This window comes from Citrobacter sp. BIDMC107, assembly GCF_001037575.1.
Taxonomy (GTDB): domain Bacteria; phylum Pseudomonadota; class Gammaproteobacteria; order Enterobacterales; family Enterobacteriaceae; genus Citrobacter; species Citrobacter freundii.
The window spans coordinates 359,055-374,344 of sequence record NZ_KQ089849.1; the positions used below are offsets into that span (position 1 = coordinate 359,055).

The 15,290-nt window shown below is 48.6% G+C and carries 16 protein-coding genes; 8 read left to right on the plus strand and 8 right to left on the minus strand.

The features are described from left to right. Nucleotides 1-37 precede the first annotated feature (37 nt). Both SK39_RS22595 and SK39_RS22605 read left to right on the plus strand, forming a co-directional pair. Nucleotides 38-442, plus strand: coding sequence for a M15 family metallopeptidase (locus SK39_RS22595; RefSeq protein ID WP_048217530.1), 405 nt, complete (start codon nt 38-40; stop codon nt 440-442). Nucleotides 443-855: 413 nt separating this feature from the next. Then, nucleotides 856-1,290 carry a hypothetical protein gene (locus SK39_RS22605; protein WP_048217532.1) on the plus strand — a complete coding sequence of 145 codons (435 nt, stop codon included), beginning with the start codon at nt 856-858 and terminating at the stop codon, nt 1,288-1,290. A gap of 208 nt (nt 1,291-1,498) precedes the next feature. On the opposite strand, the gene SK39_RS27225 is transcribed toward SK39_RS22605, so the two are convergent. Further along, a complete protein-coding gene (locus SK39_RS27225; protein WP_075261977.1) occupies nt 1,499-1,951 on the minus strand; it encodes a hypothetical protein in 453 nt (150 codons plus the stop codon). Nucleotides 1,952-2,176: 225 nt separating this feature from the next. Here SK39_RS27225 and SK39_RS22610 point away from each other — a divergent pair, with 225 nt between their 5' ends. The 5 genes from SK39_RS22610 to SK39_RS22630 all read left to right on the plus strand — a co-directional run bounded on the left by SK39_RS22610 (nt 2,177) and on the right by SK39_RS22630 (nt 6,580). Beyond that, on the plus strand, nt 2,177-2,785 hold the full coding sequence (locus SK39_RS22610; RefSeq protein WP_048217533.1) for a ParB/Srx family N-terminal domain-containing protein: 609 nt from the start codon (nt 2,177-2,179) through the stop codon (nt 2,783-2,785). Then, complete coding sequence (locus SK39_RS22615) at nt 2,778-3,116, plus strand: ParB N-terminal domain-containing protein (RefSeq protein WP_048217534.1); 339 nt, start codon at nt 2,778-2,780, stop codon at nt 3,114-3,116. Before SK39_RS22610 ends, SK39_RS22615 begins: the two co-directional genes overlap by 8 nt. Nucleotides 3,117-3,295: 179 nt before the next feature. Next, nucleotides 3,296-3,571 (plus strand): metal/formaldehyde-sensitive transcriptional repressor, encoded by a 276-nt coding sequence (locus tag SK39_RS22620; protein WP_003020296.1) that lies wholly within the window; start codon nt 3,296-3,298, stop codon nt 3,569-3,571. Nucleotides 3,572-3,603: 32 nt separating this feature from the next. Continuing rightward, entirely contained in the window at nt 3,604-4,722 is a 1,119-nt protein-coding gene (locus SK39_RS22625; RefSeq protein ID WP_003836086.1) for an S-(hydroxymethyl)glutathione dehydrogenase/class III alcohol dehydrogenase, read from the plus strand. A 169-nt stretch (nt 4,723-4,891) separates the two neighbouring features. Continuing rightward, nucleotides 4,892-6,580 carry a methyl-accepting chemotaxis protein gene (locus tag SK39_RS22630; RefSeq protein WP_003836088.1) on the plus strand — a complete coding sequence of 563 codons (1,689 nt, stop codon included), beginning with the start codon at nt 4,892-4,894 and terminating at the stop codon, nt 6,578-6,580. A 49-nt stretch (nt 6,581-6,629) separates the two neighbouring features. On the opposite strand, the gene SK39_RS22635 is transcribed toward SK39_RS22630, so the two are convergent. The 7 genes from SK39_RS22635 to pcaQ all read right to left on the minus strand — a co-directional run bounded on the left by SK39_RS22635 (nt 6,630) and on the right by pcaQ (nt 14,149). Then, the gene (locus tag SK39_RS22635) at nt 6,630-7,706 is read right to left on the minus strand and encodes a fimbrial protein (RefSeq protein ID WP_231593828.1); all 1,077 of its coding nucleotides are present in this window, start codon (nt 7,704-7,706) and stop codon (nt 6,630-6,632) included. 20 nt (nt 7,707-7,726) lie between these two features. Then, a complete protein-coding gene (locus tag SK39_RS22640; RefSeq protein WP_003836094.1) occupies nt 7,727-8,308 on the minus strand; it encodes a fimbrial protein in 582 nt (193 codons plus the stop codon). An 8-nt stretch (nt 8,309-8,316) separates the two neighbouring features. Then, entirely contained in the window at nt 8,317-8,859 is a 543-nt protein-coding gene (locus SK39_RS22645; protein WP_003843747.1) for a fimbrial protein, read from the minus strand. Nucleotides 8,860-8,862: 3 nt separating this feature from the next. Next, nucleotides 8,863-11,448 (minus strand): outer membrane usher protein, encoded by a 2,586-nt coding sequence (locus SK39_RS22650; protein WP_048217536.1) that lies wholly within the window; start codon nt 11,446-11,448, stop codon nt 8,863-8,865. 24 nt (nt 11,449-11,472) lie between these two features. After that, the gene (locus SK39_RS22655) at nt 11,473-12,195 is read right to left on the minus strand and encodes a fimbria/pilus periplasmic chaperone (protein WP_032935666.1); all 723 of its coding nucleotides are present in this window, start codon (nt 12,193-12,195) and stop codon (nt 11,473-11,475) included. An 85-nt stretch (nt 12,196-12,280) separates the two neighbouring features. Further along, on the minus strand, nt 12,281-12,838 hold the full coding sequence (locus SK39_RS22660; protein ID WP_048217537.1) for a fimbrial protein: 558 nt from the start codon (nt 12,836-12,838) through the stop codon (nt 12,281-12,283). Nucleotides 12,839-13,225: 387 nt separating this feature from the next. Further along, entirely contained in the window at nt 13,226-14,149 is a 924-nt protein-coding gene (gene pcaQ / locus SK39_RS22665; RefSeq protein WP_048217570.1) for a pca operon transcription factor PcaQ, read from the minus strand. 231 nt (nt 14,150-14,380) lie between these two features. On the opposite strand from pcaQ, the gene SK39_RS22670 reads away from it, so the two are divergent. Further along, the gene (locus SK39_RS22670) at nt 14,381-15,283 is read left to right on the plus strand and encodes a manganese-dependent inorganic pyrophosphatase (protein ID WP_016150289.1); all 903 of its coding nucleotides are present in this window, start codon (nt 14,381-14,383) and stop codon (nt 15,281-15,283) included. Nucleotides 15,284-15,290 lie beyond the last annotated feature (7 nt).

The window sequence follows — 15,290 nt, forward strand, 5'->3', positions numbered from 1 at the left end:
CCTCGCTAAATGCGGGGCTTTTTTATGGGGAAAAATAATGGTCTATAAATTTAGCAGTCGAAGTGAATCACACCTGGCTGGAGTCAATGCTGATTTAGTCAAGCTGGCCCGCGTAGCGCTTTCACTATCCACGGTGGATTTCGCTATTACTGAGGGGCTGCGCACTAAAAAACGGCAGCGGGCACTGGTTGACGCTGGCAAAAGCCAGACGATGAAAAGCCGACACATCACCGGGCATGCAATCGACGTCTACGCGTATCCAGCAGGTGAGGCTTCCGGCTCATGGGATTGGAAATATTACGAGCAAATCGCTAAAGCGTTTCGCTTGGCGAGCCTGCAAACAGGTATTCCGGTTGAATGGGGCGGCGAGTGGAGAGCGCTGAAAGACGGTCCGCATTTTCAGCTACCTACAGCCATGTACCCCGGATACTCAATTTTATAAAATCCTGTGAAGTGGTGTTGGCCAACATGCAAAACCAGTGAATTATGCTGATTTAGCAGATGGGTAATTCGCCGTTTTCAAGGGATAATACTTTTTAGCAAAGTATAAAATTCTGTTTGAGGAATACATGAAGAAAAGTCTTTTTGCGCTGGCCATGTTGGTGGCGCTGAGTGGTTGCACGCACACGACCTACACCGAGGCGACGCGCGCGGACGGTTCGACGGTGAAACACGTAGCTATCGCGCCAGGTACTAAAATTACAACTGCTGCTGGTGGGGGTATTGACTCAACTAGTGTGAGAATCCCTTGCCCAGCTAAGTGACCAGTGCTATGTGCTGTCACGATGAAATTTGATATATTGTTGGGGGAGTTTTCTTGATCTAATCATAATCATAAACGTAAAGGAGAACGTGATGGCATCCTACAGAATTAAAGCTGCTGGCGAACATAGTCATGTCCTAGAATCTGTAATGAACCGAGTCTATGATATTGCATCAAAGAAAGATGACAAAGATGTTCTCATTCTAGTGTCGCAGTTACAGAATGCAAAAAATAATAAAAAAATTGAACAGATACTTGGTTCGACAATGTATGAGTCATTAGTGAAAAGAAAAGATAGAGTTGTTGGGATTGCTGATGTAAATGTAGAATTTCACCCTTATGCTTATATCTCAAACTCTCCATATCGCGGAAACAACAAGACACTTGTCGTTTTAAACCCAAGTATTTCCGACTTAGAAACCAAGGTTAGTAAGTTGCATAAAACTACGGATTTAATCGTTGTTGAAATGCATTCTGATGGTGAGCTTGATAAGTGGGTTGATGATAATCAAGCCAAAGAACTGTAGTCTGTATTTATTACAAGGGTTAACCGCTTTAAGGCAGTTATCTATTACCTCTAGACAGCATTAAATCACGTTTTATGCAGAGGTGGCAGATGGAAGTATCAACTGTGTATCACTTTTGGCGATGGCTTTGTTGATTTAACCTGAGCTACAACTTACGGTTTAGTGGGTTACTTCAGAACGCCTTCATAAGGCGTTCTGATCGTTAGAATCAGGGAAAAGTGATAGGTAATCCGAATCGCTGTGCAGTAAAGGCCGCGCCTACAGTAATGACCGAACTCGTGATGGTTCGCAAAGCATCGACGCTTCCGCCTTTTACGGCATCACCTAGTTGTTTCCCAAATGAGGGTTGAGAGTCCAGACTGGTTGGAACCTTTTTTAGGCATTCCAGCCCCTTTGCTGTTAAAACGGTACCATAGAACGAAAAACGATCGCTTGATACTGATGTGATATATCCAGCCTCTTTAATCCATGTAGCAGAATCAGATACAAATTGACATCCAAAGAAATTATCAGCTACTTCATCAACAGGATTATTTGGGGAGGTAAGTGGTGTTAGATAGTCTTCAAAATTAATCTGAAGGGGTTGTGGAAATGAATCATATAAAGCTGAAAAAATTCGTCCAGTAATTTCGTTAAATTTATAAATGTTGGGCTGAGACACAATTTATTCCTTAAAAAATATGCAGGTTAAAACTTGTTGAGAATGGGCTTATACAAAAAAATTCAGTGGCCAGCACTCAGCGCGGACTCTGCGTAGTGATTATTGGATGGTGGGCGACCACCGCCAGTTGGAGCTGGCGGCAGTCATTCATACCCACAGGGTGCCGTGGATAGAACCGAGGCCCGCTTGCCTGCGCAGGCGGTGCCGATAATAAACGGGTAAATCATGGCTGAACAGATATTAGTCATCTTTAAAAACATTTCAGAACTGAATGGTTACGAAAGAAATACGCGCACACATTCAGAGGAACAGATAGAACAGATCGCCGCCAGCATTCAGGAATACGGCTGGACCAATCCGGTACTCATTGACGAGGACGGCGTGATCATTGCGGGCCATGGGCGATGCGCCGCTGCTGAATCGCTGGCGCTTGAGCAGGTGCCAACAATTACCCTGACGGGATTAACGGACCAGCAAAAACGTGCATACCGCATCGCAGATAACAAGCTGCCGTTAAATGCCGGGTGGGATGAAGAACTGTTAAAAATGGAGCTGGATTTGCTGAATGAGGAGGGCGCGAATCTAAGTTTCATCGGATTTTCTGATGATGAGTTAAGCGCCTTGCTAACTGGCGAAAGCGTGACAATCGATTTTGATGACGATGAAGACACACCGGGTGTTGATATCGATTACATGACATTTTGTAGGAAAAGGATTCCGTTGTCGGATATCGAGGCATCGGCACTAATGTCCCGGCTGGAGTCGTTCGTTGAAAAAAATGGCTCACTGTTCGGTTTCGTAACGCAACTGCTTACGGAGGGTGCTGATGCTTGATTTAAACGCAGATATTACCCCGCTATACGGTGCCAAATATAACCCTCGCCACATTGACGATAAGGAGCTGGAGCTGCTGGCAGATAGCATCAAGTTTCTTGGCCTAGTGAAACCTCTCATCGCTCGCGGCGATTTGCTGGTGGCCGGGCATCAACGAACTAAAGCGCTGCAGCGTTTAGGCATTAACACGGCAGCGGTTTATAAATTGCCGAGAGAAACGACCGTTTACGATGAAATCCGTTTTAACCAGTTGCACAACGGCACGGATAGCTGGACGTGTAAATCCACTCACTTCAAATCTGGAAAGAGCTTCGCACAAAATAATTTTTAGGAATTTGGGGGGGAGATTTTGGGGGCAAAAATGCTCTTGGGGGCATGAATGGGGGCATCGAAAAGGCTGCATATGTCCACTATACATTCTTATTAACTCACTGATTTTAAATGATTCTTATAATTTACAATTACATAAAAATTCTGATAGTATACCCCCCTATAGTATATGGAGGGCGTATGCCGCATTCACCCGAAGATAAAAAACGCATTCTCACTCGTGTACGCCGTATTCGCGGTCAGGTTGATGCGCTTGAGCGCGCACTGGAATCTGGCGAACCATGCCTGTCGATCCTGCAACAAATTGCCGCCGTACGCGGCGCATCCAATGGTCTGATGGGCGAAATGGTTGAGATCCACCTGAAAGATGAACTGGTCAGTGGGGAGACAACACCAGACCAGCGAGCTGTGCGCATGGCTGAGATCGGCCATCTTCTGCGTGCTTATCTAAAATAACACCATCACCTTGCAATAATGGGAAGAGACAAATGAAATCACGTGCAGCAGTTGCATTTGGCCCCGGCCAACCGTTAAAAATTGTTGAAATCGACGTCGCACCACCAAAGAAAGGTGAAGTGCTTGTTAAAATTACCCACACCGGCGTGTGCCATACTGATGCTTTTACCCTCTCAGGCGACGATCCGGAAGGCGTGTTCCCGGCGGTACTGGGCCATGAAGGCGGCGGCATTGTGGTTGAAGTGGGGGAAGGCGTCACCAGCCTGAAACCGGGCGATCATGTGATCCCGCTGTACACCGCAGAGTGCGGCGAGTGCAAGTTCTGTAAATCGGGTAAAACTAACTTGTGTCAGGCCGTGCGGGCGACACAGGGCAAAGGTCTGATGCCTGATGGCACAACGCGCTTCTCGTATAACGGCGAGCCGATTTATCACTATATGGGCACCAGTACCTTCAGCGAATATACCGTTTGCGCAGAGATCTCGCTGGCGAAGGTTAACGCGCAGGCTCCGCTGGATAAAGTGTGTCTGCTGGGATGTGGCGTGACCACCGGTATCGGAGCGGTCCATAACACCGCGAAAGTGAAGGAAGGCGATACCGTAGCCGTATTTGGTCTGGGCGGTATTGGCCTGGCGGTGATTCAGGGCGCGGTGCAGGCAAAAGCCGGGCGTATTCTGGCTGTTGATACCAATCCGGAGAAATTCAAATTGGCTGGTGAAATGGGCGCGACCGATTTCATCAACCCGAACGATTACGATAAGCCGGTACAGGACGTGATTGTTGAGCTCACCGACGGTGGCGTGGACTTTAGCTTTGAGTGTATCGGCAACGTTAACGTGATGCGTGCGGCGCTGGAGTGTTGCCATAAAGGGTGGGGCGAAAGCATCATCATTGGCGTGGCGGGTGCCGGTCAGGAGATCAAAACACGTCCGTTCCAGTTAGTAACCGGTCGCGTGTGGCGTGGTTCCGCGTTTGGCGGCGTAAAAGGGCGCACTCAGTTGCCGGGTATGGTCGAAGAAGCAATGAGCGGAAAAATTCAGTTAGATCCGTTTATTACGCATCGCCTGCCTCTGGAGCAGATTAACGAAGCGTTCGATTTAATGCATCAGGGTAAATCCATCCGTACCGTTATCCATTTTGGTGATAACTGATTCATTGGCCAGCGGATTTCACCGCTGGCACTTTCCTGAATTTTTTAGAATTATGTTGTGAAAGTGTGACGAATCCGGCGCTTTTCACGGTAAGTAAACTTCCCGGATTGCCGATGACTATCTAACGGGCGTGTTTTCACGCATAAACCCTACAAGAGAGTCGACGGTCATGGACAACACTACATCGATGCAAGCCCTGCATAAACTGGGCTTTCTGCATCAAATCCGGCTGGTTCCGCTGTTTTCCTCCATTCTCGGTGGCATCCTTCTGCTATTCGCCTTAAGTTCCGGGCTGGCAGGTTATTTTCTTATGCAGGCCGATCGCGATCAGCGCGATGTAACCGATGAGATTCAGGTCCGGATGGGGTTATCTAACAGCTCTAACCACTTACGCACCGCGCGTATCAACATGATCCATGCTGGTGCGGCGAGCCGTATTGCTGAAATGGATGACATGAAGGCCAATATTGCCGAGGCAGAAAAACGTATTAAGCAATCGCAGGACGGTTTCAATACTTATATGGCTCGTGCGGTGAAAACTACTGCCGGAGAGGCGTTAGACGCTGAACTGAGCGCCAATTTCAAAGCCTATATCGATGGCTTACAGCCTATGCTCAAGTACGCTAAAAACGGCATGTTCGAGGCGATCATCAACCATGAAAATGAACAGGCCAGACCGCTGGACTCTGCTTACAACAAGGTATTGTTAAAGGCGATCGATATTCGTACCGCCAGGGCGAATCAGTTAAGCGAACAGGCGCACCAACGTACACAGCTTGGCATGGCCTTTATGCTGGGGGCATTCGTTCTTGCGCTGGCACTGACCGTGATGACGTTTATTGTTCTGCGCCGTACCGTTATTCATCCTCTGTTACGTGCGGCCCAGCGCATTGAGCAAATTTCAGAAGGGGACCTGACAATGCCAGAGGAACCCACTGGGCGCAGCGAAATTGGGCGCCTGAGCCGTCATCTGCAGACAATGCAACGGTCGCTGGCGAAAACAGTGGGCACGGTACGTCAGGGCGCGGAAGAAATCTACCGCGGTACCAGTGAGATTTCGGCGGGTAATACCGATCTGTCTTCACGTACCGAACAACAGGCCGCGGCGATTGAACAAACGGCGGCCAGCATGGAAGAGCTGACGGCTACGGTGAAGCAAAACGCCGACAACGCGCATCATGCGAGTACGCTGGCGGAAGATGCGTCCGGCAAGGCCAGCCGGGGCGGTCAGATGGTTTCTGGCGTGGTTAAAACCATGGGCAATATCTCAACCAGCTCGAAGAAAATCTCTGAAATTACCGCCGTTATTAACAGCATTGCCTTCCAGACCAATATCCTGGCGCTGAACGCGGCGGTTGAGGCGGCGCGGGCAGGAGAGCAGGGGCGTGGGTTTGCAGTGGTGGCTAGTGAGGTCCGTACGCTGGCAAGCCGCAGCGCTCAGGCGGCAAAAGAGATTGAAGGATTGATCAGCGAATCAGTCCGACTGATTGACCAGGGTTCCGGAGAAGTGGTCGCTGCGGGCAATACGATGACGGATATTGTCGATGCGGTAAAACGCGTGACCGACATTATGCTGGAAATTGCGGCGGCCTCTGATGAACAAAGCCGGGGCATCGTCCAGGTAAGCCAGGCGATTTCAGAGATGGATAAGGTCACGCAGCAAAACGCCTCATTGGTTGAAGAAGCATCGGCTGCTGCGGCCTCTCTTGAAGAGCAGGCCGCACGCTTAACGGAAGCCGTCGGCACATTCCGTTTAACCGGGACAAGCGCAATTAGACGCGTTACACCTGCCGTTCATCCATCGGTTTCACTGCCAAAATCAAACACGGTAAATACGGATAACTGGGAAACATTCTGACAGGCCAGCCATCCGGTAATACGATCCTTTGTATTACCGGATTTACTATCTATTTGTACGTGGCACTAATAGTTCCCGCTGCGGTGAACGCGCCAGGGGTGTAGTCATCGCAGGTACTGTTATTGCTGGCGGAGGTGCAGGTGAGTAACCCGGCCATGGTGATATCTTTCGCCGTTACGATGGAACCAAAGTCGATGGACACTGAAGAATTTGTGTCATTCGCCGACAGATATTGCCGGGACGATCCCTCGTAAGAAACCGCCACTCCCCGTCCGCCCGCTGCTGAGGTGCCAGTTGTGGTATTGGCGAGAATAGACAACCCGCTATTATCATAAGCCGCTTTGGTCGACGTCAGTTTAAGGGTAACCCCTGAAGCATTAACGCAGTTGCTATTTTTCAAGGTGAAGGTTTTTCGTGGTTTGTCATTACCCACATCGCCAAAGTCGATGGTGGTGGGGGATACGGATAAATTACAGGTTGGCGTGGCGAATTTTACGGTGAATGAAGATGCGTTTACTGTAGCGACAACCTGTTGACTACTTACATCTTCATTCCCTGCTTTAAACCTGCCTACTTCACCATTTATAACAGGATGCGCTTCACCATTACCTATTGAGGAAACCACCCCACGCTGCCAAACTTCGATGTATAATCCAACAGGAAAACCTCCTTCTGCGGCATTATCGATCTCACGTGTCCAACTCGTATTAGACGGAATGTAAGCTGTATAAGTAGCATTAATAGAATTAGCTATGTAAATGTTATAATATATTCCAGGTATGCTCGTTGGAAAAAAAACTCTGTTGTAGCTATATTTTGTACTACCACTGGTGCTGGTATAACTATCGTATTGCGTACCGCTTGTTGCTGTGGATCTTCCATAAAAATCAGAACCATCATTACCTGTATTACAAGTTATGTGACCATATTCTCCCGCACTGAGCGTCCCCAATAGCACGGGTGTTGTACTGGATGGGTTATAATTATTCACGGCTAACGTTCCCGCGCTTACCGTGCTGGTATTAATTTTGTCAAAATAACACTCCTTAGCCTGCACCTGATATGAATAAATTCCGTTCAACAGCAATGCCACAAAAGAAATTGATCGTGAAATCATCGTGCTCATATTAACCTGCCGTTTATCCATTATTTGTAGCTCACGCTGATTTGCACCTGACTTAATACGCCACCTGGAGTGACCGTTTTTGCTGAATCCACTTTTTGAAAACGAGCCGAAAGGGTGATATCAGAATAGGTAGTGGTTGAACCTTTATAGTTAACAATATTGACGGCAGAGGTATTGTCTTTATTAAGCACATTAATAGCAACTGGACTTGTTCTCCCCTCAAAGACCACAACGCCCACGTTTCCCGCTGCAGTCATCGGACCGGTATATTCATTCGGGAATATCTGATTACCGGTGAGTTGCGCTTTTTGCGGCTTAAAGCTCAACACCAGCGTTTTGGCGAGAGAGCCTGAATCACAGCGGAAGCTAATCTTCAGGGGCTGTGTGGGGACGTTACCCTTCGTTGTTGCTGATAAATTCGCCCATGCGCCGCCAGCGGCGAACTCGCTCGCGTCTAAGTCGCCCAAATCAACATCGGAGGCGGTGATGTCACAGCTACCAGTAACCAACTCCGCCTTAACCGTTAATACATTTGTATTGGTACTGTTCGCGGCCCATAGCGGCGTGGATATCAGCAATAAGGCTATTGGTATAAATTTCATGGTGGCTCCTACTGATAGGTGGTGGTGAACGTCAACGAACCGTTGAAGGTGCCACTTGTCGCGGTGGTTGAGTAAGACGTTGGACGCAGAGATAAAACCAGGTTCAGGGCCTTATTGGTGCGCTCAGTTGAGGTCCAGTCAAACGGCGTACTGCTATTGAGAACTAACAGAGAATTTGGGGAGCCAGAACGATACAAAACTGCTGCGGCCCCGTTATTCCCACCATAGAGTTCGGTTGGATAGCCGTTGTACCACGAAGAGGCTTTAATACCCGTTTTCATCCAGGTAACCGTCTGGTTTGTACTGGATCCGATCGTGCAGTTGCTGTACTGCAACGAAAAATCTTTCAGCGTATTAGCGCCCTGAGCTTCCAGTTCTGCGCGGGTTAATACACCAAAATCAATGGTCTGGTTCACCGCTTTGCTTGAACCAACAACAATATTGACGGTGCAGGTCATAGCAAGCAAATTGGCTTTAAAGTTAACCACGACATCTGCCGCAAAGAGATGTGGGCTGCATAATAGAAAAGAAACAAGCATTACCTGGCGCATAAGCTATTTCCCGGCTCCTGGCATCTGGCAAATTAACGTCTCCAGACGAATTGATTTTCCGATCATCGCGGGCGCGTCAGGGATCTGGTAGCTCACATCGCAGTAGCTTGCGGCGTCGCTCCCCCAAATAACCTTCAGGCTGCCACGTTGTTCGATCCCGCGTAAAAAGGCGCGGCCCGCCTGACCCATTGCGCCAACGGATTCTCCCTGTTCATTGAGAATGTTCGCGCCCAATGGAATGAAACTGTTATCGCTACGTCTGAGCGTGACAAACACCGATTGACCTTGCTGGGTGGCGAAGGTGACTTTCACCACGGCGCCATCGCGCGGAACCACGGCGGCGGAGGTGTTTTTCACTTCGACGTCTGCCTTGATGGTGCTGAGATCCAGCCCGACGGTATTCTCGGCATAAGGCGAAAGACTGGTGGCAACTGCATATCCGGCACTGTCAATCTCACCATACCCATTGGTGGTGGTCGCGCCATCTGCACCTTGCGCTTCAATAAGGGCTATGGCGCTTTGTGCGTTGACATTACCCGGTAACAGCGTCAATCCACCGCTGTGTAACAGCACACCGCCGTTATTGTTTAGGGAATACTGCTGGTTATGATTTTTATCGACTGTAGCGGAAACGCTGGTCGCTCCATGCGCGCCGTTATAGGTGGAATATCCGCTGACGGAATAGGTGTCTTCTCCCTGGCTGGCCTGGTTAGCGGTAGTACTGAGGCTGTAGTTCCATTTATTGTTGCTACTGTTACCACTGGCCGTACTGGTGAAACCATTGTTGCCGCTAAAGTCGCTATTGGCGCTGAGGTTCAGACTGGAGAATGCTGGTTGATCGTTTTGAGCGTTGCTACCAAAAGGAATACTCAACCCAACGTACAGGCTGTCATCTTCATCACCCCATTCGTTATAACTACGCTGCAGCGAGATATTCCACGAGATGGTGCGGAAAGTATTGCTGTAGCCCAGCGAATACTGAGACGTTTTGTCTGAGCTACCCCAATAACTCGTCCAGGTGCCGCTGAGATAGAATGAGCCGTAATCCTCTCCGTTGAGGACAATAGGTTGATTGACGTTAGCCTGAAGCTCATTTTTGGAATGACTGTAGCTGTTGCGATACGCATCGTTACGGTTAGTATCGTGATCGTCGCTATAACTATCGATGCTATTTTGCAAAGAGATGACGTCATTAAGCGAGAGGTAATCTTTGGTGCTGTATCGATAGGCGCTAAAGCTGAAATTGGTCTGTGTTGCGTCCAGCACATTACTGTAGCTTACACGGTAACTCTGCCCCTGCAGAGCGCCAATATCTTCAAGTGAAGCACGAGAGTGGATAACATCGACTGCGATAGCACCAAGACGCGTATTCATCGCCAGACCCAGCATCCCCGCCAGATAGTCTTCTTCCATTGACTGTATGCCGCCATACAGCGTGAAAATATCGCTCAGTCCATAATTACCGTTCGTGGTGAGCACCCATGGGGAGTCGCTGTTGTCATTGTTGTCTAATGTCCCAACGGCAAAATCCCAGTCAACTTCACCCTTGGTCATTAACTGAGCAACAGAGGCATACGGTACGGTGAATAACCGTTTTGACCCATCAGCTTCTTCCACGGTAACGTCGAGGTCAGCGCCGTTGATTGCCACATAATAATCCTTCAGAGCAAAAGGACCTGGCGGAACGGTGGTTTCATAGATGATGCGCGACTGCTGTCGTACGGTAATTTTGGCATTACTGTTGGCCACGCCGTTGATGACGGGAACGTAGCGACCATCATGCGGATCCATGCGTTTGTCGTTATACAGATGTATGCCTTTAATGCCGATACTATCCAGTACTTCGCTGCGAGAGGTGACCTGGCCCAGTTCCATTTGTGCCCGCATAGGGGGTAAATCCCGTGCTAAATAGAGATCGTAGCTGTCCCAGGTTGCACTATCGTCTTTTGTCCAGTTCAGCGCGCCGCTGGAACGTAACCGCCATGCTCCAAGGTTGAGACCATAGCCGAGCCCCAGATAACCACTGTCAGAGGCGCTACCGTCATTTTCACTGTGATAACCGCCGAAGCTCCAGTTCAGTATTGCAGCAGGAATACCGGCATCCCAGCGTGCGGGGTTGACATAACCCGCAGGGTGGCTGACGAGAAACAGTTGCGGAATTGTGAGCATCAGGATCTGTGAATTAGGATCGTAACTCACGCTGGATGAGGGGTAATAATCCGCCAGGATATAGCATTGCGATTCACCTTCGTCCGCATCTGCCGTGGGGAGTTTGCTTACATCAACGTTTGCTTCATCGAGCACCTCACGAGTCAGGCAGGGAGACGCGTTCGGGGTGTGGTTGTCAATAAACTGGATCTTTGCAGTTTGCTGTTGCTCACCGTTAATCCAAACTGAGACGGTATATATACCGGGTTTCACCGGGTTGCCGCGTGCATATTGTGACACGTCGATTGCCGATTTTTTACCTGCATTGCTGAAGATAAAGTCATCGTTGAATTCAATGTAATTATCGTCAGCAAAACCTGTCTGACAAATAGCCAATAATACCCATACTGAGGTCGCTAACCGGTGTTTTGACATTGACATAGAGCAATCCTTGCACGCGTTTTTTTATTTATCCGTTACGTCAACGTTAGCCCCGTAATCATTGACTGCTGTCCATGAAACGGATTCTAGCCGGGGAGTGGTGAGCGTTTTCACTTCATAGCTGGCGCTGGAAAAAGGGGCGACCATGTCGGGCTCAATTTTGTATTTTTTCCCCCCGGAAGTGATGTTAGCGCCAACAAGCGAAACAAAATAAGGAGAGTCATTTTTCGCCGTCGCCCAAATTTGTTTACCTTGGTTTGCAAGGCTCCATTTCAGATGTTGGATTGCGTCATCCGCCGAACCAGGAAGGGATGCGGGGCGATAAAAAACCTTGATGCGGGTTTTCAGCGCGATCTGCAGCTGATTTGATTTAGCGGCATCTTTATTTTTTCCGGGGATTTCAAGTGCATTAAACCAATACACGCTTTCACGATCGGTGGGTAACGGTTGCCCGTCCCAGTTTAAGCGTACGGTCAGTCCCTGTTTAGGATCGACCCGACTGACTGGGGGGGAGGCGATAAAAGGAACGTTTAAGGTTTGCGGATCAACATCTTCATGACCATCGTCTAACCAGGACTGGACTAATAAAGGTTGTTGCCCCTGATTAACCATTTTAATTAGTGCCTCCTTCGCGTCGGAAGGGTAAATAACACGGGTAGCGTTAATCACTATGCTGGCGACTGACGAATAGCTAAAAGAGATAGCGGCAGAAAATATAATTAATCTGAATGTATTTTGTGGAATCATATCATTTGTGTCTTGGTTAAATAGCTGCAACCTTGAATTAAAGTTGCAGCAGAGTTATTAACTAATGTTGATCTTATACAGCTTGTTAGGGGTAGGTTGTTACAAAGGTGGTATTCGCTTTCACTACACCAACAGTCGGCGTACCAGAACCTGAGTAGATATAACCGACGGTATAATTAAATACTGCACCGTTGGTGGTATCGTAAGTGGCTTCAGATTGCGGTGTGGCTGATGTAAAATCGATAATGGTACTGGTTGCGGTATCTTCTACCTGGAAACCCGCATCTTTATCTCCTGCGGCAGCGTTTAACAATGCTTTGCTGGTGCTATTGTAATTACCGGTTGTTGAAAATTGCCCTTTTACTTTACCACCCGCTGGTTCAGTGGCGCCGTTTTTAACGGTGATCTGAAATTTGGTTTTCATCGCAGGACTACTGACAGCCGCTTGCATCGCAGGAACAGTGATATCTGGCAGTTTGACCTCTTTGGAAGCAGAAATACCATCAATACTGACATCACAGGTTGATGATGTAATATTTCCTGAAAAATCAATGTTTGCAGAATCAGAACCAGCCGCTTGGGCCTGAAAAGTAGCACCTGCGACCAGAAGCGCTACTGCGCTTAAACAATTAACAAATTTCACGTTATTTTCCTTAATAACAAATTAAATGGCGAAAACATTATATGTCGTGAGATTCTGACTGAATAGCGGGTGAAGCTGAGGTTAGTGTTTTTTAAGAATTTGTTTAGAGGTAATAGCTAATTATTTAATGTAATATGAAATTAACTTAATTGGATTGATTTTTTATTCTTCATTGAATTCCAAGAAGAAATTTTTAGATGTAAGTTTGTGTCGGGGATTTCGTCCGCCATTATTCGACAGAGATATCATCAATAATAAGTGTTGCTTAAATTGCTTTTAAGAAAAAATACGCTTTTAGCTGTGTTTTATGACGGTTTCACCGTCCATATATTGAACATTTACATGAATTGGGCCTGTAGGTACTAACAGGCCCAATCATCAATACGATTAAACAGGTACGGTTTTGCGTATTGCGGCGATAAGGATCTGCGCGGCCTGAGAGAGTTGCACATCGACACGAGTAAGAATCCCGATGGGTTCACCCGCCCCGTGGGTAGGTATCGGCAACGATACCAGCGTCGCCTGGCGTAAATCCTCTCTAACCGCACCTGAAGGGACAAACCATACATAGTCGTAATCAACCGTCAGTTGGCGGGAGAGCGATGCTGACAGTGTTTCAATGCAGCCAGGCGGCATTTTACAGCCCTGACTTTGCAACAATGCTTCTGCGTGCTGGCGAGGCGCGGTTCCTTTTGGCGAAATCACCACCGGCCACTCCATTACCCGACTTAACGTAATGGTTTCCTGCAACAACGGGTGGTTAGGGCGCACGACCAGTTTAAGTGATTCCAGAAACAACAATTCATAATTCAGACCGACCATCAATTCCGGATCGGCCATACGACCAATGCCAAGGTCGATTTCCCCGGATTTTAAACCTGCCAGAATCATCGGATTGCTCATGGTGGCGACTTGTAGCGTGGTCTCCATTTGCTGCTTGTGGAAAGGACCAATTACCGCAGGCAGAATGCCCAGTGCCGCGGTGGGTAAGGCCCCAATCCGTACGACATCAGTCTGCGATTCTTCGCGCTGATTTAACGCTTGCCCGGCAGTGTTGAGCGCATCCAGCACTCTTACCGCGTGGGTAAGAAACTGCTCTCCTGGCAGCGTTAACTGCGCGCCAAGGCGGCCACGCTCAAAGAGCCGGGTCCCGGTCAGTTGCTCCAGTTCATTTAGCGTTTTGGAGAGTGCCGGTTGACTCAGGTTAAGGGTCTCAGCCGCGCGCCCCAACGTTCCCTGCTGTGCAACGGCGACAAAAGTATGAAGATGGCGCAAGCGAATGCGCTGATTGAACAGAACATTTTTTTCCATAAGCGATGTTAAAAACAGAGCCGTATCGGTGACAAGTAAAGTTGTTTGTTTTTGATAACCTGATAGCAAAATATTATTAACATTTATCATGTTTTACTTACAACTGATTTATTTTGCTTATGTTTTGTACAGCGTTGCTGGGTGGTGGGATCATGGAAGGGAGTATGTTCAGTCGTTATACTTTGGTTATTGTTTACTTTTGAACGATTTCTCTTCACAAGGCACTGATGAATGATACATGTAATAGGGCACCTTAATCCCGATAGCGATGCCATCTGCACCGCCGCAATGACGGCTCGTTGGCTTAGTTTACGTGGCCAGCAGGCGACGGCATGGCGTTTGGGCGAGCCTAACCGCGAAACGCAGTTTATCTTTGAGCATGCGGGGCTGACGATGCCTGAACGGTTGACGTTTGAACTGACCGATCGTGATGTCTGGCTGGTCGATTTCACCGAGCCTGCTCAGGGGCCGGAATCGTTGACAGAAAGTAACGTGGTGGGAATTATCGATCATCACCGACTTGGTGGGTTAGTCACCCGTCTGCCACCGGAAGTGTGGGTGAAGCCCGTCGGCAGTAGCGCAACCCTGCTGTGGCAACTGATGCCGGAAGATGAACGCAACCAGTTATCTTCCGCTGAGGCTATTTTACTGCTCGGCGCCGTATTGAGTGACACTGTCACGCTTCGTTCACCAACGACCACCACTGACGATCGCCTGGCGGTTGATGCGCTGGCCCAAAAAACCGGAGTGGATCTTGACGCTTTCAGTCGCGACCTGCTGTCAGCCAAAACAAGCGTGGAAGGGATGAGCGCCCGCGAACTTTTGCAGAAAGACATTAAAACCTTCACCATCCATGGACATTCAGTCTGTGTAGCGCAGCTTGAACTGTATGCGCTGCAACAGGTGGATGCGGTGCTGGACGATCTCCGTCAGGAAATGGCGCGCTATGCAGAGGAAAAGAATGCTGCGTTGGTCGTGCTGATGCTCACCGACATCAATCTGGGTGACACCAGCCTGTGGTTTGCTGGAGCAGAACTTTCAGACATCCCGCAACCCTGCAAGGTAGAAGGTATGCTTAGCCGTAAAAAACAGATGCTCCCCTGGCTGGAAAGCCATTTGAAACCCCGTCAGTAGGTACTGT